Origin of the sequence: Rhizobium sp. AB2/73 (genome assembly GCF_020871915.1) — a bacterium.
Taxonomy (GTDB): domain Bacteria; phylum Pseudomonadota; class Alphaproteobacteria; order Rhizobiales; family Rhizobiaceae; genus Rhizobium; species Rhizobium dioscoreae.
In genome coordinates this window covers 3583272-3601371 of sequence record NZ_CP067071.1, presented here as the reverse complement: position 1 = coordinate 3601371, position 18100 = coordinate 3583272, and the positions used below count along the sequence as shown (strand labels likewise).

Annotated in this window: 19 protein-coding genes and 1 other RNA gene; 14 read left to right on the top strand and 6 right to left on the bottom strand. The window is 61.5% G+C overall.

What is annotated here, in order from left to right:
- Nucleotides 1-311: 311 nt before the first annotated feature.
- From I8E17_RS17660 to I8E17_RS17645, 4 genes are all read right to left on the bottom strand, one after another.
- A complete protein-coding gene (locus I8E17_RS17660) occupies nucleotides 312-539 on the bottom strand; it encodes a hypothetical protein (protein ID WP_229002043.1) in 228 nt (75 codons plus the stop codon).
- 185 nt (nucleotides 540-724) lie between these two features.
- Complete coding sequence (locus I8E17_RS17655; protein ID WP_069613605.1) at nucleotides 725-1411, bottom strand: YafY family protein; 687 nt, start codon at nucleotides 1409-1411, stop codon at nucleotides 725-727.
- Nucleotides 1412-1423: 12 nt separating this feature from the next.
- The gene (gene nudC, locus I8E17_RS17650; RefSeq protein WP_113366710.1) at nucleotides 1424-2383 is read right to left on the bottom strand and encodes an NAD(+) diphosphatase; all 960 of its coding nucleotides are present in this window, start codon (nucleotides 2381-2383) and stop codon (nucleotides 1424-1426) included.
- Complete coding sequence (locus tag I8E17_RS17645; RefSeq protein WP_083258209.1) at nucleotides 2380-2790, bottom strand: HIT family protein; 411 nt, start codon at nucleotides 2788-2790, stop codon at nucleotides 2380-2382. The genes nudC and I8E17_RS17645 overlap by 4 nt, the downstream gene beginning before the upstream one ends.
- Nucleotides 2791-2881: 91 nt before the next feature.
- On the opposite strand from I8E17_RS17645, the gene ffs reads away from it, so the two are divergent.
- The 3 genes from ffs (at nucleotide 2882) to I8E17_RS17630 (ending at nucleotide 5348) form a co-directional block, all read left to right on the top strand.
- An RNA gene (gene ffs / locus I8E17_RS17640) (signal recognition particle sRNA small type) lies at nucleotides 2882-2978 on the top strand.
- 65 nt (nucleotides 2979-3043) lie between these two features.
- A complete protein-coding gene (locus I8E17_RS17635; RefSeq protein ID WP_113366709.1) occupies nucleotides 3044-4918 on the top strand; it encodes a DNA polymerase III subunit gamma/tau in 1875 nt (624 codons plus the stop codon).
- Nucleotides 4919-5024: 106 nt separating this feature from the next.
- Nucleotides 5025-5348, top strand: coding sequence for a YbaB/EbfC family nucleoid-associated protein (locus I8E17_RS17630; protein ID WP_037155519.1), 324 nt, complete (start codon nucleotides 5025-5027; stop codon nucleotides 5346-5348).
- Between the two features lie 16 nt (nucleotides 5349-5364).
- On the opposite strand, the gene I8E17_RS17625 is transcribed toward I8E17_RS17630, so the two are convergent.
- Nucleotides 5365-5841: an Lrp/AsnC family transcriptional regulator gene (locus tag I8E17_RS17625; protein ID WP_113366708.1), complete on the bottom strand. Its 477-nt coding sequence runs from the start codon at nucleotides 5839-5841 to the stop codon at nucleotides 5365-5367.
- 113 nt (nucleotides 5842-5954) lie between these two features.
- On the opposite strand from I8E17_RS17625, the gene I8E17_RS17620 reads away from it, so the two are divergent.
- Nucleotides 5955-6491: an alpha/beta hydrolase gene (locus I8E17_RS17620; RefSeq protein WP_113366707.1), complete on the top strand. Its 537-nt coding sequence runs from the start codon at nucleotides 5955-5957 to the stop codon at nucleotides 6489-6491.
- 95 nt (nucleotides 6492-6586) lie between these two features.
- The gene (locus I8E17_RS17615) at nucleotides 6587-7198 is read left to right on the top strand and encodes a LysE family translocator (protein ID WP_113366706.1); all 612 of its coding nucleotides are present in this window, start codon (nucleotides 6587-6589) and stop codon (nucleotides 7196-7198) included.
- A 2-nt stretch (nucleotides 7199-7200) separates the two neighbouring features.
- On the opposite strand, the gene I8E17_RS17610 is transcribed toward I8E17_RS17615, so the two are convergent.
- Nucleotides 7201-7824: an MOSC domain-containing protein gene (locus I8E17_RS17610; RefSeq protein ID WP_113366705.1), complete on the bottom strand. Its 624-nt coding sequence runs from the start codon at nucleotides 7822-7824 to the stop codon at nucleotides 7201-7203.
- Nucleotides 7825-7881: 57 nt separating this feature from the next.
- On the opposite strand from I8E17_RS17610, the gene recR reads away from it, so the two are divergent.
- The 9 genes from recR (at nucleotide 7882) to truB (ending at nucleotide 18046) form a co-directional block, all read left to right on the top strand.
- Nucleotides 7882-8487, top strand: coding sequence for a recombination mediator RecR (gene recR / locus I8E17_RS17605; RefSeq protein ID WP_069613597.1), 606 nt, complete (start codon nucleotides 7882-7884; stop codon nucleotides 8485-8487).
- 226 nt (nucleotides 8488-8713) lie between these two features.
- On the top strand, nucleotides 8714-9955 hold the full coding sequence (locus tag I8E17_RS17600; protein ID WP_113366728.1) for a lytic murein transglycosylase: 1242 nt from the start codon (nucleotides 8714-8716) through the stop codon (nucleotides 9953-9955).
- Nucleotides 9956-10113: 158 nt separating this feature from the next.
- A complete protein-coding gene (gene rimP, locus I8E17_RS17595; protein WP_113366704.1) occupies nucleotides 10114-10713 on the top strand; it encodes a ribosome maturation factor RimP in 600 nt (199 codons plus the stop codon).
- Between the two features lie 69 nt (nucleotides 10714-10782).
- The gene (nusA, locus tag I8E17_RS17590) at nucleotides 10783-12393 is read left to right on the top strand and encodes a transcription termination factor NusA (protein WP_069613595.1); all 1611 of its coding nucleotides are present in this window, start codon (nucleotides 10783-10785) and stop codon (nucleotides 12391-12393) included.
- On the top strand, nucleotides 12390-13082 hold the full coding sequence (locus I8E17_RS17585) for an RNA-binding protein (RefSeq protein WP_069613594.1): 693 nt from the start codon (nucleotides 12390-12392) through the stop codon (nucleotides 13080-13082). The genes nusA and I8E17_RS17585 overlap by 4 nt, the downstream gene beginning before the upstream one ends.
- Before the next feature lie 101 nt (nucleotides 13083-13183).
- Nucleotides 13184-15931 (top strand): translation initiation factor IF-2, encoded by a 2748-nt coding sequence (infB, locus tag I8E17_RS17580; protein WP_113366703.1) that lies wholly within the window; start codon nucleotides 13184-13186, stop codon nucleotides 15929-15931.
- Nucleotides 15932-16010: 79 nt separating this feature from the next.
- Complete coding sequence (locus I8E17_RS17575; RefSeq protein WP_113366727.1) at nucleotides 16011-16625, top strand: hypothetical protein; 615 nt, start codon at nucleotides 16011-16013, stop codon at nucleotides 16623-16625.
- Nucleotides 16626-16693: 68 nt separating this feature from the next.
- Nucleotides 16694-17101 carry a 30S ribosome-binding factor RbfA gene (gene rbfA / locus I8E17_RS17570; protein ID WP_069613592.1) on the top strand — a complete coding sequence of 136 codons (408 nt, stop codon included), beginning with the start codon at nucleotides 16694-16696 and terminating at the stop codon, nucleotides 17099-17101.
- Nucleotides 17102-17113: 12 nt separating this feature from the next.
- Nucleotides 17114-18046, top strand: a complete 933-nt coding sequence (gene truB, locus I8E17_RS17565) for a tRNA pseudouridine(55) synthase TruB (protein WP_113366702.1) — start codon at nucleotides 17114-17116, stop codon at nucleotides 18044-18046.
- Nucleotides 18047-18100: the final 54 nt, after the last annotated feature.

Below are 18100 nucleotides of genomic sequence, written 5' to 3'. Positions count from 1 at the left end.
CCTCTTGTTTTGATGGATTTAAGGGCATGCGGCTGTAGCCCGGCGGATGGAGCTCAGCCCGCCGAGGATGGCTTTGTCTGTCATGATGAGTGCGTGCGAAGCCGCGTTTCCGAAACCTGCTGCAGCCTTCGGATTAGTGTCTTGCGCTTGAATTTCCGATTTTATCGATGTCGTTATCGCAAAGTCACGGCGAACTTCGCGCGGGACGCTCCGGGGCGGTTCAGTCTTTCGCGGAATCTATGAACCGCCCTACCTCTTTATTTCCCGCAATTCCTGACGGAAAACTGCCACGCAGTTTTCCCGGAGCTGCTCTAATGCATCCGCTCTTCCTCACGGTAAGGTGCGCGGCCATCGAGAAAACCGAGATCCCGCATCACGGAATTCGGCGCTTCCTCGATATCGAGACGATTCCAGCGGCGGGTGAAATAGCCAAGCGCGACCTCAGAGAGACGAGTCGGCCATGACTGATGCTTGCCTTTAAGCGCCTCGACGCCGCCGCGATTCACATGTTGCGAAATGATGGAAACGTTGCCTGCCATGATCGGTCCTCCTTCCTGATTGGATGGACCCATCATAGCCGCATCTACTGACAGTTTCTGGCAGTAGCATCACACTGAAGCGGGTCGCGATCTTTCAGATTCGCCTCCTGCGCTTAGGTCTTTGATTTTACGCATGTCGTTGTCGCAAAAACGCTGCACACTTTTGCGCGACATGCTTTGGCGGATCAATTGTGGACCATGCCTTCACGGGCATGCCATTCCCTGGCGAGCGCGACACGCCGGCGCGGATAGCGCGCCTCCAGCACCGCAAAATCGACGATGCGGTCGGCGCGGAAATGGCGGAAATCCTGACGCAGCTCGCACCAGGCCATGATGATGCGGGCATTGTCGAAATAGCCGAGCGCGAAGGGCCAGATACGCCGGGTGGAAATGGCGCCGTTCACATCGCCATAGGTCAGCTGCACCATGCGCTCCGTGCGGATCGCCTTGCGCATGAGGGAAAGATCGGCCTTGTCTTCGGTGACACGCCGCGTGGCAACGACCACTGCCGCCTGGTCGACCTCATCGCGAAGGTCGGCGGGCAGCACGGCGGCGATCTTGGCAAGCGCGTCGGCGCCGGCTGCCGCCAAGCGCGAATCGGTAGCGCGCGCTACCCATCGCGATCCCAGCACCAGCGCCTCGATCTCATCCTGCGAAAACATCATCGGCGGCAGCATGAAGCCGGGCTTCAGGACATAGCCGATCCCCGGTTCGCCCTCGATCATCGCACCCTGCGACTGCAGGCTGGCAATGTCGCGATAGAGCGTGCGCAGGCTGACGCCGGTCTCCTCCGCCAGAACGGCACCGCTGACCGGACGACGATAGCGCCGCAGCGTCTGCAACAGCGTCAGCAAGCGTTCCGAGCGGGCCATGGCACAATAGTCCTAGCGCTTCCATTCCACCCAGTCGCGCATCAGGCGATGGGCGATGGCGCCCTTGGGCGGAGATGTGTTGCCGGAGGCCGAGACGCGGTCGAGCATGGCGAGCGTCTCTTCCGGAGTAAACCAGCGGCAATCGTCAAGCTCGGCTTCGTCCATGTGGATTTCCGTGGACTTCGCCTCGGCGTAGCAGCCGATCATGAGGGAATGCGGCATCGGCCAGGGCTGGGAGGCGTGATAGCGCACGCGGCCGATATGAATACCGGATTCTTCGAGTGTTTCGCGGCGCACTGCATTCTCGATGGTTTCGCCCGGCTCGACGAAGCCGGCGAGACAGGAATACATGCCTGGCGCGAAGTGATGGCTGCGGCCAAGCAGGCAGCGATTCCGCTCCTCGTCGATCGTGAGCATGATGACGACCGGATCGGTACGCGGGAAGATCACATGTTCGCAGGCCGTGCAGACCCGCTTGTAGCCACCGATGCGGCTTTCCATGACCGAGCCACAGCGGCCGCAGAAGCGGTTGTCGCCATTCCAGCGAATGAGGCTCATGCCCTGCGCGGCTTCACCCAGGATTTCGCCTTCCAGCAGAAGATCGCGCCAGAGCGCGCGCATGTCAGCCGGCTTATACTGGCTAGCAAGCTCGTCAGGATTGACGCGCACGGGCACGGCAAGCCGAGGCTCGCCGGTCTTGCGGTAGCCGAGGAGAACGGCCTCGTCCCAATTCGGATCGAGATCCTTCAACTCATAGCGGGCAAACAGTGGGTCCAGCACCTGCCCATCATGCTTCAAGACAAGCCGGTCCTGGGCGAAAGCCAGGATATGCGTGCCTTCCTTGGCGAGCGCCTGCTGGATCGATTCCTCGTCGCGATGCTCGGCATCCCGGTTGAGCTGGTTTTCCGCAAAGGCGGTGAGACTGCTGGCTTCCGGATGGGGCGCATCCGAGGAAAAGATGGAATGGCTCATTGTGAAAGCGTTTCCCGCAACTTGGCTATGAGGCTGTTCATGTCTTCGTCCGAATAGGGTTCCGCCTTGCCGTAGCCCCAAACGGGGCCGGGCCAGTTGGCATCACCTTCGAACCGCGCGATGACATGAACATGCAGCTGACGGACGATATTTCCAAGTGCCCCGACATTGATTTTTGTTGCGCCCGTCACCGTCTTCAGGGCGCTTGCGACCTTATCCGTTTCGAAGGTCAGCAAGATCCGGTCGAGCGGAGTCAGCTCGAAGACCTCCGATTTGCCGGGCCGGCGCGGGATGAGCACGAGCCATGGCCAGCGGCGATCCTTCATCAGCCTGACGTCACAAAGGCCGGTTATGGTGACGGAAACGCTGTCATTCGCAAGACGATCGTCGAGCGTAAACTCCTTCAAGGGGGCATCCTCCATTGTTTTATCAAATGTTTAGCAGTTTTTTTTGACCTTGGCTTGCTTTTGATGACGATATTGCCGATATGTGCATCCGGGAGGTTGGTGGTGGACGAGCCACTCGCCAACCGGGTCAGGTCCGGAAGGAAGCAGCCCTAACGAGCCCGGCACGGGTCATCGTGCCAGCCTCCCACCACTCCGAAAGCAAGACCCGGCTTTCGCCGGGCGATGAGCTAGGCATCGGGCAATAAGCAGGGCGATGAGCGACACCGAGCGACAAGCAAAAGATGCCGCCTCGACCGGCACCGGCTACCGGGTGCTGGCCCGCAAATACAGACCCAAGGACTTCACGGACCTGATGGTCGGCCAGGAGCCGATGGTCCGTACGCTGACCAACGCGTTCGAGACCGGCCGCATCGCCCAAGCCTATATGCTGACCGGCGTGCGCGGTGTCGGCAAGACTACGACCGCCCGCATCCTCGCCCGCGCGCTCAACTACAAGACCGCTGACATCGATCGGCCCACGATCGACCTGCGTGAGCCCGGCGATCATTGCCAGGCGATCATGGAAGGCCGGCATGTCGACGTCATCGAGATGGACGCCGCTTCGCACACCGGTATCGACGATATAAGAGAGATCATAGAGCAGGTGCGGTACCGCCCGGTCTCGGCGCGCTACAAGGTCTACATCATCGATGAAGTGCACATGCTGTCGACGGCCGCCTTCAACGGGCTGTTGAAGACGCTCGAAGAGCCGCCCGAGCATGTGAAGTTCATCTTCGCCACCACCGAAATCCGCAAGGTTCCGATCACGGTTCTGTCGCGCTGCCAGCGCTTCGACTTGCGCCGTATCAGCGCCTCCGATCTCGTCGGGCTCTTTACCACCATTGCCGGCAAGGAAGGCATCGAGGCCGAGCCGGAAGCGCTCGCCATGATCGCACGTGCCGCCGAAGGTTCGGCGCGCGACGGTCTGTCGTTGCTCGATCAAGCGATCGCCCATGGCAGCGGCTTCGTTGCCGCCGATGCCGTGCGCGCCATGCTCGGCCTTGCCGACCGCGCCCGCATTGTCGATCTCTTCGGCCATGTCGTCAAAGGCGATGTTTCGGCAGCCCTTGCCGAATTCAACAGCCAGTACGAGGCCGGTGCCAATCCCGTCGTTATATTGACCGACCTTGCTGATTTCACCCATCTCGTGACCCGCCTCAAATATGTGCCCGACGCCGCCGACGATCCGTCGCTCAGCGAAGTCGAGCGCACGAAAGCGGCGGAATTCGCACAAGGCGTTGCGGTAACTGCACTTTCCCGCATCTGGCAGATGCTTCTCAAGGGCATTGCCGAAACGGAGAACGCCTCACGCACCGCCGGCGCTGCGGAAATGGTGCTGATCCGCCTTGCACACGCGGCTCATCTGCCGGCACCGGAGGACGCGGCGCGCAGGCTTGCCGAGTTTTCTGATGGTAATAGCAGCTCCCGCCCCTCTCCGTCTCCGAGCGGCGGCAGTGGCGGCGGAGCGGTGTCCTATCAGGGCAATGCCATGGCGCGTGCAGTGGAAACGCCAGCGCCAAGACCTGCGCCTTCCGCACCGGTCGCCATATTGCGCTCCGTTCCGAATACACAGCCGGTCGGGCAGCCTGTCGGGCGCATCGAACAGAAACCGGTTGAAGCGCCGAAGCCGCTCGTACCGGTCAATTCGATGGCCGATATCGCCGAACTTGCGAGCCAGAAGCGCGATCCGAAGATGAAGGCGCTGGTGCGTACCTTCGTGCGCCCTGTCAGGCTGGAGCCGGGCCGGCTCGATGTCAGCCTGGCACCGGGCGCTCCCGGCACGCTGCTGAATGAGCTTGCCGTCAAGCTGAAGGAATGGACCGGCATTCACTGGATCGTCAGCCTCAGCCGGGAGGAGGGCCAGCCGACGCTTGTCGAAGCAGAAGCGAACGCCCAGAAGCAGCGCGTCGCCGACGCACGGCAGGACCCCGATGTCGCGGCGATCCTGGCGCAATTTCCGGGCGCAAAGATCATCGACGTACGGGTGCGGGCGCCCGAGACGGACGAAGAGGACGAAGCGGCTGCTCCGCCGGCAATCGCCGAATCCGTCGATGGCGATATTCTACCCGGCGACGACATCGAATTCTAAGGTTAGGATGAATGCTGACGGAACCGCTTCGGCTTGAAGCGGTTGACGACCATGACGACATATCCTGCCGCTCAAACAGAGACTTGGAGAAGAAGGACCAAAGACGATGCGCGACATCATGGGCATGATGGGCAAAGTGAAGGAAATGCAGGCGAAGATGGAGAAGATGCAGTCGGAGATCGCCGACATCCGCGTCGAAGGCAAGGCCGGCGGCGGCCTCGTCACCGTCACCGTCAACGGCAAAGGCCTCATGGTCGGCCTCAAGATCGATCCATCGCTCTTCAAGGAAGACGATGTCGAAATCCTCGAAGACCTGATCGTCGCCGCCAACAAGGATGCTCAGGAAAAGGCTGAGGCGATCGCCGCGGAAAAGACCCGCGAGCTGACCGCCGGCCTGCCGATTCCGCCCGGTTTCAAGCTGCCGTTCTGAGGCTGGACTATGTCTTTCAGCGTGCGGCCGCCTTGCGAATGAGATCGCGGCCTATCGCCTTTGCAGGTTCGTTCCGCAGCACCAGCGATGTCGTAACCGCACCATGGCGGGCAATTGAATCGACGATGGTTTCAAGGTCTGATGGTGTCGGCACGAGAACCTTAAGCAGGAAGCAATCCTCGCCCGTCAATCTGAGTACCTCGATAATTTCGGGCATTTCCGAAAACTGCTTCAGATATGGCCGAATATGCTCATGCGTCGTGCGCAGGCGGATGACTGCCATCATGCCAAGCCCGACGGCAGCGGGATTGATGACGGCGCGATAAGCTGCAATCACGCCACGCTCCTCCAACCGCTTCAGCCGCTCCGATGCCGCCGGCTGCGACAGGCCGACACGGCGGCCGAGCTCCGATACCGAAATTCGCCCGTGCTGTTGCAGGATTTCGATGATCGATAGATCCGTCGGATCCAGTCCTCTTTCGAGAGTATCCATTGCTCACTTTCAATTCATCGTTTGGGACAAGTTTTATCCGATGGATTGCAATGTCAATCGGTATCCCGGCATGCCAGCTTTTCTCCGTGAAAGACCATGGAGAAAGGATAGAGATGAGCGACATCATCACGCTACCGGGGCTGGGCGGTTCGGGCGAAGGTCACTGGCAGACATTGTGGGAGCGGGACGATCCCGCCATGCGACGCTTTCAACCGTCGAGCTGGGACAGACCGATCCTTTCGGATTGGATTGCTGCGCTCGAGCGCGAAATCTCCCTTTCGCAAACGCCGCCGATCCTGATCGCGCACAGCCTTGCATGCCAACTGATCGCCCATTGGGCGCCCATCAAGAAAACTGCGATCCTTGGCGCGTTTCTGGTGGCAGCGCCTGATCCCAAGGGCGAAATCTATCTTGCCGAAGCCGGCAGCTTTGCCGATCCGCCACGGCAGCGACTGCCCTTTCCATCCCTGCTCGTCGCCAGCACCGACGATCCTTTCAGCTCCTTCGATCATGCGCGTCGCAGTGCCGAAAGCTGGGGCAGCGCCTTCGTCGATGCCGGGCCGCACGGGCATATCAATGCTGCATCCGGACTGGGCGACTGGGCGGAAGGCAAGGCAATCTTCGGGCGCTTTCGCGCCGAGCTTGGCTGAACGCAAACCTGGCGTTTGGAAAAGCCGCGCGGGAATGCTATCTCTGGCGCTCTTCTTCCAGATATCGTCCAGCCTGTCCTGTTGGAGGAAATGCGATGAGCCTATCGACGTTGCTTGTTTTTGCCGGCGCCTTGTTCATTGCGGCGGGATCGCCGGGACCGAACATCGCGGCACTCGTGGCGCGCGTGCTGACGAAGGGCGCGCGAAACGTGCTGCCCTTCCTCTCGGGCATGTGGCTTGGTGAGGCGATCTGGCTCACCTGCGCCGTTGCCGGCCTTGCGACCATTGCCGAAACCTTCCATTTGGCCTTCGTGGCGATCAAGTGGCTGGGCGTCGCCTATCTGCTCTACCTTGCCTGGAAGATGTGGTTTGCCTCCTCGGATGCGACGGGAGAGGAACTGCCGGACGAGCAATCGGCCATACGGCTCTTCCTCGCGGGCTTCACGGTTACCATGGGCAATCCTAAGATCATGGTATTTTATGTGGCGCTGCTGCCTTCGATCATCGATCTGCACGGTGTGACAATCTCCGGCTGGGCCGAGCTGGTTGCGACAATGTTTGCGGTGCTCGTCATTATCGACCTCTCCTGGGCGATGCTCGCCGCGAAGGCCAGAACTTTCCTCAAGAGCCGCCGCGCCGTACGCATCGCCAATCGCGCCAGCGCCGGCACCATGGCAGGCGCGGCCGTTGCGATTGCCATGCGGTGAGTTCAGACTGCTGCATCGCTTTCGATGAGTGCACGCAGCTTGTGATGGACGGGCGCCGCCAGATAGCGCGCCCGGTCCTCCGGCGACAATCGCCTGCCGAATGTCGCCATCATTTCCGGCATCGTCACCCTCTCGCCGGCATAGGGCAGGTAGGTGACCGGCATTTCAGCGCTCACTGTGCCGCTCGCAAGAACGCGGCAATAGATGCCGGGCCGCCCCGCCCGGATGTATCGCTTGACGAATTGCGGATCGCCCATCTTAGCCGCGAAGGTGGAGCAGGGAATGCGCGCCGAGGTCACCTCCATAACAAGATCGCCAGCTATGAATTGATCGCCGGCGGCGACCTGGCAATTGTCCAAACCTTCGATGACGAGGTTTTCGCCGAAGGTGCCGGGCTCCAGCGATCGTCCAAGCTCGGCTGCCCACCAGTCCAGCGCCAGCGAACCCTCGACATAAACAGCCTGATCACGGCCGCCATGATGCTTGCGATTGCAGATGGCATCGCCAAGCAGTCCCATTTCGTCGATCATGACGGCACCGCTGACTGCGTGCTTGTTGATGCCGGTCTTCGCCTTCTTGCCCGGCAGCGTTTCAGGGGCACCGCGGCACACGGCCAGGATTTTCATCGGTCAACCGTTCCTTCCGAGATTCCGTTCCTGAAACTTATGAGCTAAAAGCCTCCCATGGCAAAGCGAGTCACCGGCCCAGAAATCGAAAAACTCATCCAGCTCCTGGCGAAAGTACCAGGCCTTGGGCCGCGCTCTGCGCGCCGCGCGGCGCTGCATCTGATCAAGAAGAAGGACCAGCTGCTCGGCCCGCTGTCGCATGCGATGGGCGACGCCTACGACAAAGTGAAGATCTGTTCGCGCTGTGGCAATGTCGATACCGTCGACCCCTGCACCGTCTGCACCGACGATCGCCGCGACCAGTCCGTCATCATTGTCGTCGAGGACGTCTCCGATCTCTGGGCGCTGGAGCGATCAGGCGCGATGAACGCCGCCTACCATGTCCTCGGCGGCGTGCTATCGCCGCTCGACGGCGTCGGGCCTGACGATCTCAACATTCGCGGATTGATCGCCCGCGTCAGCGAAGGCGGCATTCGCGAGATCATCATCGCCGTCAATGCGACAGTCGAGGGGCAAACAACAGCGCACTATATAACCGACCAGCTTGATGGCCTCGAGGTCAAGATCACCCGTCTTGCCCATGGCGTGCCCGTTGGTGGCGAGCTCGATTATCTCGACGAAGGCACGCTTGCGGCGGCGCTGAGGGCGCGGACGGCGATTTGATTGCTGTAACAAAGGACTGCATATGAGGAGAGTGCATACCCCCCTCTGTCAGCTTTCGCTGACATCCCCCCCACAAGGGGGGAGATTGGTAGCTCGTAGCACCGTCTTCGACAAACAATTTGGTACTGCAATCGCAGAGACTTCGGACCTTCGGTATGGCGCAAAGCCCGCCGCCAACAATCTCCCCCCTTGTGGGGGAGATGTCCCGAAAGGGACAGAGGGGGGTATCTCGCGGCACGTTCTGCGACTGCTTCTCCTCCTCCTCAGCCTCCTTCCCCTGCCTGCGCTTGCCGCCTCGAAAGCCGATGTCGAAGCGCAGTTTCAGGCCTGGATTCAGAAGGATCTCTGGCCTGAGGCGCGAAAGGCCGGGATTTCGGAAAAAATCTTCCAGGCCGCCTTTGCCGGCGTGACGCTGAGCTGGGATCTGCCTGATCTCGAGCCGCCGGGTTTCCCGAGGCCGAAGCAACAGCCACAGACCCAGGCGGAATTCTCCTCGCCCGCCCCCTATTTCAACGAGGCGCGGCTGCAGAAGCTCGCCGCGACCGGGCGGAGCCTCGCCTCGCAATATGGGGCGGTGTTGCGGCGCATCGAAAAGACTTACGGCGTTCCGGGGCCGATCCTGCTTGCGATTTGGGGTCGAGAAACCGGCTTCGGTGCCGCCAAGCTGCCGAATTCGGCGATGCAGGTGCTGGCGACCAAGGCTTTCATGTCGACGCGCAAGGATATGTTCCGCACCGAAGTGATCGCGGCACTGCGCATCCTCGACCATGGCGATGTGACGCCGGATCAGTTCAAGGGCTCGTGGGCCGGCGCGCTCGGCCAGCCGCAGTTCATGCCGACCAACTATCTGAAATATGCCGTCGATTTCGATGGCGACGGCCATCGCAACATCTGGACCTCGGTGCCGGACACGCTGGCGTCCATAGCCAACTATATGGTTCAAAAGGGCTGGCAGCGTGGCCGCGGCTGGGGCTATGAGGTCATGATCCCGCAGAACGTCTCCTGCGCGCAGGAAGGGCCTGATCTCGCCAAGCCGATTTCGCAATGGGCCTCGCTTGGGATCAAGCCGGTTTCCGGGAAGTCCCTCCCGGCGGATGAAATGCGCGCCAGCGGCATGATGCTGGTGCCGGCCGGCCGCGACGGGCCGGAATTCATCGTTACGCCGAATTTCTACGTCATCAAGGAATACAATAATTCCGACCTCTACGGCCTCTATATCGGCAATCTCGCCGACCGTATCGCCTATGGTGGCGGCGCCTTCCAGGAAAAATGGGGCGATGTCGGCAAGATGCTGCGCTCGGATGTCGCCAATATGCAGAAGGTTCTGGAGCACAAGGGCTACGATGTCGGCGGCACGGACGGCCTGCCCGGCTACAAAACCCGGCGCTCGATCGGTCAATGGCAGGAAAAGAGCGGCATGAAGCCCACCTGCTATCCCGATAGCTCCATGCTCGGCGTGCTGAAATAGCTGCGGAAAAGGCTTTAGGCGCGAATGCCTTGCAATTTGCCGGAAAGAGGCTTATATCCGCATCAAATTCTTGATCGTGTGATGAAGAGTGGGCCGCAAGGACCCGCTCTTTTTTATTAGCGCGATCTCCCAATGCATGAACAATGCGGAGTGAATGCTTGTCGGACGTGACAAACGCAGACAATACCAATGAACCCCGGCTGATCGTCGAAACCGGCCTTGATCAGCGCGTCGCCGCGATCATCGAGCCCGTGCTTGTGGGCATGGGCTTCCGTCTGGTGCGCGTGCGTCTCCTCAATCTGAACGGCCTCACGCTGCAGATCATGACCGAGCGCAACGACGGCACCATGACCGTCGAGGACTGCGAAGAGGTCTCCATGGCCATTTCTCCGGTCCTGGATGTGGAAGATCCGATCGATAAGGCGTATCATCTCGAAGTGTCTTCGCCCGGCATCGATCGCCCGATGGTGCGAAAGTCGGATTTCCAGCGCTGGATCGGCCATATCGTCAAGTGCGAAACGTCGATCCTCGTCGATAACCGCAAGCGTTTCCGCGGCAAGATCGCCGCCGTCGACAATGACGGCTTCACGATCGAACGCGACCAGGTCGCCTATGGCGAGGAGCCCAAGGTGACCATTCCGTTCAGCACGCTGGCCGAGGCCAAGCTGATCCTGACGGACGATCTCATCCGCGACGCGCTGCGCGCCGACAAGCTGGCGAAAGCCGAGGCAGCGAACCAGAACGAAGCGGACGACTAGGAATAACCGATCAACGAACCGCCTGACGGAACGGGAAACCTGAAGGCAGGAAGACGGAGACTAAGAACAATGGCAGTCAGTGCGAACCGGCTAGAACTTCTGCAGATCGCAGATGCAGTGGCGCGCGAAAAGGTCATCGACCGCGAGATCGTGCTTGCCGCAATGGCGGATGCGATCCAGAAGGCCGCGCGCTCGCGTTACGGCACGGAATCGAATATCCGCGCCGACATCAATCCGAAGACGGGTGAAATCCGCCTCCAGCGTCTGCTCGAAGTGGTCGAGAAGGCTGAGGACTATTCCACGCAGATCCCGCTGGAACTGGCCCGCGACCGCAACCCGGACGCAGCCCTCGGCGATTTTATCGCCGATCCGCTGCCGCCGATGGATTTCGGCCGCATCGCCGCCCAGTCGGCCAAGCAGGTCATCGTGCAGAAGGTGCGCGAAGCCGAGCGTGACCGTCAGTTCGACGAATTCAAGGATCGCGTCGGCGAAATCGTCAACGGCACCGTCAAGCGCGTCGAATACGGCAACGTCATCGTCGACCTCGGCCGTGGCGAAGGCATCATCCGCCGCGACGAAATGATCCCGCGCGAAAACTTCCGCTACGGCGACCGCGTCCGCGCCTATGTCTACGACGTGCGCCGCGAGCAGCGCGGCCCGCAGATCTTCCTGTCGCGCACGCATCCGCAGTTCATGGTCAAGCTCTTCACCATGGAAGTGCCTGAGATCTACGACGGCATCATCCAGGTGAAGTCGGTCGCCCGCGATCCAGGCTCGCGCGCCAAGATCGCCGTCATCTCGAACGACTCGTCGATCGATCCGGTCGGCGCCTGCGTCGGTATGCGCGGTTCGCGCGTTCAAGCCGTCGTCGGCGAGCTGCAGGGCGAAAAGATCGACATCATTCCCTGGTCCAGCGAGCCGGCGAACTTCGTCGTCAACGCGCTGCAGCCGGCCGAAGTCGCCAAGGTCGTTCTCGACGAAGATGCGGAGCGCATCGAAGTCGTGGTGCCGGACGAGCAGCTTTCGCTCGCCATCGGCCGCCGCGGCCAGAATGTCCGCCTCGCTTCGCAGCTGACCGGTTGGGATATCGACATCATGACGGAAGCCGAGGAATCGGAACGCCGTCAGAAGGAATTCAACGAGCGTACGAACCTGTTCATGGACGCGCTCGACGTCGACGAAATGGTCGGCCAGGTTCTGGCCTCGGAAGGCTTTGCCGCCGTCGAGGAACTGGCTTACGTCGATCTCGACGAAATCTCCTCGATCGACGGCTTCGACGAAGACACCGCCCAGGAAATCCAGACGCGCGCCCGCGAATATCTCGAAAAGCTCGAAGCGGAGATGGACGAGAAGCGCAAGGCGCTCGGCGTTTCCGACGAGCTGCGTCAGATCAACGGCATGACGGCGCAGATGATGGTCGCCCTCGGCGAGGACGGCATCAAGACGATCGAGGACTTCGCCGGCTGCGCCGCCGACGACCTCGTCGGCTGGAGCGAACGCAAGAACGGCGAAACGAAGAAGTTTGAAGGCCTATTCTCCAAGCTCGAAGTCTCGCGCGTCGAAGCCGAACAGATGGTCGTGCAGGCCCGCCTGCTGGCCGGCTGGATCACCGAAGCGGATCTCGCCGCCGAAGCCGAAGAGGCATCGGAAGGTGAAGGCGAGGCCGAGCAGGAAGCATGATGAGCGCAGAGGGGCCGAAGGCCGCGCCCGAAGACGACGATCTTTCGGGTGACGGCGCAAATGGCCGTATGTGCATCGTAACACGCGAAAGCGGATCGCCGGATGAGCTGATCCGCTTCGTCGCCGCTCCGGACGGAACAGTCGTTCCGGATCTGAAGCGGCAGCTGCCGGGACGCGGATGCTGGGTCAAGATCGACCGGGCGCTCGTGGACAAGGCAGTGGCAAAAAAGTTGTTCTCCCGCGCCCTGAAGGCGGAGGTGACCGCGCCGAGCGATCTCGGCGCCACCGTCGACCGCCTTCTAGCAGCGCAACTGGCCGGGATGATGAACATGGCACGCAAGGCGGGCCAGTTCGTATCCGGCTCGTCGAAGGTGGATGGCGCCGTTCGCAACGGCTCGGCACTTGCCGTGTTCCATGCGATGAACGCCGCCGCCGATGGCGTGCGCAAGATCGATCAGGCAAGGAAGGCCTGGCATCTCGGCATGGAGACCGAAGCGGAAATACCGTCCTTCCGTGTCTTTACGGAGGCGGAAATGGACGAACTGATGGGCCAGAATGCTTTTATCCATGCCGCAGCGCTTGCAGGGCAGGCGGGTGAGGGTGTAGTGAAGCGCGCAAACCTGCTCGAACGGTACCGCAACGGCGGTCAGTCCCGGGCAACGGGCGGCGCTGGCCGGCGAAAACAATGACGCGGTCACCGGCCTTTGCCGGACGCCTCATTAAGGTACATGCATTGAACGACAGGGTCTGACGGACGTTTCCGTGCCCTGTCCGAAGGAACAGGAACGGAATGACCGACAATCAAGACGACAAGACGCTGAGTGTTTCGGGTAAGAAGACCCTCACCTTGAAGCCTTCAGGCGTAAACCAGGGCACCGTGCGCCAGGACATGGGCCGCGGTCGCACCAAGGCGGTCGTGGTTGAGACCCGTAAGCGCCGCCCGCTACGTCCTGAAGACGAAAAGCCAATCACGCCGGTAACGACATCGGCGCCCTCGGTGACGCGCGTCGCCGAACCGACGCCGCAGCCGCCGCGCCCGCCGCAGCCGGCTCCGCGCATTCATCAGCCTGGCGGCCAGCAGCAGCGGCCGGCACAATCCAACCAGGGCTATCAGCAGCGCCCGCAGCAGGAGCGCTCGTCGCGTCCGGTGGTTCTGAACCATCTGTCGGCCGACGAGATGGATGCTCGTCGCCGCGCGCTGGCTGACGCACAGGCCCGCGATGCCGCGGACGCCGTTCGTCGCGCCGAGGAAGAAGCGCGCCGCCGCCAGGAAGAAGAAGCACGCCGCGTCGCCGAACAGGCCGAAGCTGCCCGTCGTGCTGCAGAAGAGGCCGCTCGCGCCGCAGAAGCAGCCAAGGTCGCCGAACAGACCCCGGCAGCTCCGGTCGAGGCGAAGGTTGAAGCTCCGAAGCCGGTTACGCAGCCTGCTGCGGCGCCGGGCGTTGTACGCCGTCCGGATGCTTCCGCTCCGCAATCCGCCCGCCCCGGCGCAGCCGCCGCGGAAGCGCCGGCCAATCGCCGTCGCCCGGGCAACGAGGATGAGGAAGGCCGTGGCCCGTCCCGCGGTGCTCCTGTCCGTGGCAAAATCACCCGGCCTGAGCCGGCGAAGCCGGTCACCACGCGTCCGAAGACCGACGAAGAACGCCGCCGCGGCAAGCTGACGGTCACCACCGCCGATGTCGACGAAGACGGCAACGCACGCGGCCGCTCGCTTTCGGCCATGCGCCGCCGCCAGGAAAAGTTCCGCCGCAGCCAGATGCAGGAAACGCGCGAAAAGATCTCGCGTGAAGTCGTGCTGCCCGAGACCATTACCATTCAGGAACTGTCGCAGCGCATGTCCGAACGCGCCGTCGACGTCATCAAGTACCTGATGAAGGAAGGTCAGATGATGAAGCCGGGCGACGTCATCGACGCCGATCTGGCAGAGCTCATCGCCGGCGAATTCGGCCATACGGTCAAGCGGGTTTCGGAATCCGACGTCGAACAGGGCATCTTCAATGTTGCCGACGAGGAGGGCGAACTGGTTTCGCGTCCGCCCGTCGTCACCATCATGGGCCACGTCGACCACGGCAAGACCTCGCTGCTCGACGCAATCCGCCATGCAAACGTGGTCGCCGGCGAAGCCGGTGGCATCACCCAGCATATCGGCGCCTATCAGGTCGAGCAGAACGGCCAAAAGATCACCTTCATCGACACGCCCGGCCACGCCGCCTTCACGGCGATGCGTGCTCGCGGTGCCCAGGCGACCGACATCGCGATCCTCGTGGTGGCGGCCGACGACAGCGTGATGCCGCAGACGATCGAATCGATCAATCACGCCAAGGCGGCCGGTGTTCCGATCATCGTGGCGATCAACAAGATCGACAAGCACGAGGCCAATCCGCAGAAGGTCCGCACGGAACTGCTGCAGCATGAAGTCTTCGTCGAGTCGATGGGTGGTGAAGTGCTCGACGTGGAAGTCTCCGCGAAGAACCGCACCAACCTCGACAAACTGCTCGAAGCCATCCTGCTGCAGGCGGAAATCCTTGACCTCAAGGCCAATCCGAACCGCACGGCGGAAGGTACGGTCATTGAAGCCCAGCTCGACCGCGGCCGCGGCTCCGTCGCCACCGTGCTCGTGCAGAAGGGTACGCTGCGTCCCGGCCAGATCGTCGTCGCCGGCGATCAGTGGGGCCGTGTGCGTGCGCTCGTCAACGACAAGGGCGAGCATGTGAAGGAAGCAGGCCCGGCCATGCCGGTCGAACTGCTCGGCCTTTCCGGTGCACCGCAGGCCGGTGACAAGTTCGCCGTCGTCGAAAGCGAAAGCCGCGCCCGCGAAATCTCGGAATACCGCCAGCGCCTCACCCGCGACAAGGCAGCCGCTCGCCAGTCCGGCCAGCGCGGTTCGCTGGAGCAGATGATGTCGCAGCTGCAGACCTCGGGCATCAAGGAATTCCCGCTGGTCATCAAGGGCGACGTGCAGGGCTCGATCGAAGCCATTGCCGGCGCGCTGGAAAAGCTCGGCACCGACGAAGTGCGCGCCCGTATCGTCCATTCGGGCGTCGGCGGCGTGACCGAATCCGATATCTCGCTCGCCGGTGCATCCGACGCGGCGATCATCGGCTTCAACGTCCGTGCGAATGCTCAGGCCCGCACGCTGGCGGAACGCGAAGGCATCGAGATCCGCTACTACAACATCATCTACGATCTGGTGGATGACGTGAAGGCAGCGATGTCGGGCCTGCTCTCTCCGGAGCGCCGCGAAACCTTCCTCGGCAATGCCGAGATCCTCGAGGTGTTCAACATCACGAAGGTCGGCAAGGTCGCGGGTTGCCGCGTCACCGAAGGCAAGGTCGAGCGTGGCGTCGGCGTTCGCCTCGTTCGCGACAACGTCGTCATCCACGAAGGCAAGCTCAAGACGCTCAAGCGCTTCAAGGACGAAGTCTCGGAAGTCAACATGGGCCAGGAATGCGGTATGGCCTTCGAAAACTACGAAGACATCCGCGTCGGCGATACGATCGAATGCTTCCGCGTCGAGCACATCACGCGCACGCTGTAAGCAATCCTTCGATTTGCTAGATATCAAAACCGCCGGCCGAAACCGGCGGTTTTTTTAAATGCCGCTAAATGGGTACGCCATGGAGATCACGACAGAGCTTGCAGACGATCAATCCGTCATCGTCTCCTTCGTTCGCCAGCCGGCAGAACATGTCGCCGTGATGCGCCAGGCAGGACAGCGTTTTGCCCTTCGCCGTCCAAGGAATGCACAGAGCGAGACGGCCTGGTTCTTCGTGTCGGCTATCGTGGTCGGCGCAGTGCTTCCCGTCTTTTTCCATCTTCTTCGGGAATATGTTTTCATTCCCGTATTCGGGCTGTCGCGATCGATCGGCCTCGGTGAGATGGCGATCATTTGGCTCGTACCGACACTGATCTGCTACGCACTGATCTTGCTCTATTTTAGGTGGGCCACACGCCGACGCCTAAGGGTGATGCAATCGCGCCTGCGCCCTGATGTCATCGTCACTGTCACGATCACCCCCGAAGGTGCCGCCTGGAATTCAACGCAGACATCGATTTGGCTTGGCTGGAGCGAGATCTTGAATATCAGCCGCCGCAGTGGACGGATTGAATTCGATACCGAAACCTTTATCACCTACATCCCGGCATCCGCTTTTGCCAATCAGGACGCTCAGGATGCCGCTTTCGCAAGGATTCTCGGCTTCTGGCGGGCAGCAAACCCTGTCCAGCCTTGACCTTTGCGCCGGATCGAGTCATTTGACCCGCTTTATCGCGTCCAAACGACGCTGCTAACGGAACAACCATGACCAGACCAACTTCTTCCGCGCCTTCGCAGCGCATGCTTCGCGTCGGCGAGCAGGTGCGCTCAGCGATCACGCAGGTTCTGCAGCGCGGCGAAGTGCGCGACGACCTGATCGAGCGCACCGTGATCTCCATTTCCGAAGTGCGCATGTCGCCCGATCTGAAGATCGCGACCGCCTTCGTGACGCCGCTTGGCGTTTCCGACCACGGCGCCGTCATCGAAGCGCTGAACCGCCATGCGAAATATATCCGCGGCCGTCTCGGCCCGCAGCTTCGCCAGATGAAGTACATGCCGGAAGTCCGCTTCCGCGACGATACGAGCTTCGACAATTACAAGAAGATCGACGCGCTTCTGCGCTCGCCCGAGGTCAGCCGTGATCTCGACGACGATAACGACCAAGATCAATAACAGAGACAGAGAATGTCCAAGCCACGCAAGCCCAAGGGCCGCCCGATTTCGGGCTGGCTCATCCTCGACAAGCCGGTGGATTTCGGCTCGACCGAAGCCGTTTCCAAGATCAAGTGGCTGTTCAAGGCCCAGAAGGCTGGCCATGCCGGCACGCTCGATCCGCTCGCCTCCGGCATGCTGCCGATCGCGCTCGGCGACGCTACCAAGACGGTTCCCTACGTCATGGACGGCCGCAAGATCTATGAATTCACCGTGACCTGGGGCGAGGAACGCGCTTCGGACGACCTTGAAGGCGAAGTCACCGCCACCTCCGACAAGCGTCCGAGCGAAGAAGATATTCGCGCGCTTCTGCCGAAATATACCGGCGTCATTCAGCAAATCCCGCCGCAATTCTCCGCCATCAAGATATCAGGCGAACGCGCCTATGACCTTGCTCGCGAAGGGGAGACGGTCGAGATTCCCTCGCGCGAAGTCGAGATTTTCCGCCTGACGCTGCTCGCTTGCCCGGACGCCAATACGGCGCATTTCGAGGTCGAATGCGGCAAGGGCACCTATGTACGGGCGCTTGCCCGCGATTTCGGTCGCGATCTCGGCTGTTACGGCCATATTTCCGGCCTGCGCCGCAGCTTCGTCGCTCCCTTCGCCGAAGAGACGATGGTGCCGCTTGCCGATCTCGTGGCGCTGGAAGAGATCGAAGATGCGGACGAGCGGCTTGCAGCCCTGGACGCACTGCTGATCGATACGGCCGAGGCGCTGTCTTCGCTGCCGCATCTCGTCATCAGCGACGACCAGGCACACCGCCTGAAGATGGGCAACCCGATCCTGGTGCGCGGCCGCGACGCGCCGGTTGCTGAAACCGAGGCCTATGCCACGGCACGCGGCAAGCTGATCGCGATCGGCGAGATCGGCCAGGGTGAATTTCGTCCGAAGCGCGTGTTCGTTTAGGCAAATTCAGTCAGAAATAGCGCTATTGCGAGGCAATGGCGATGCGATATGCTC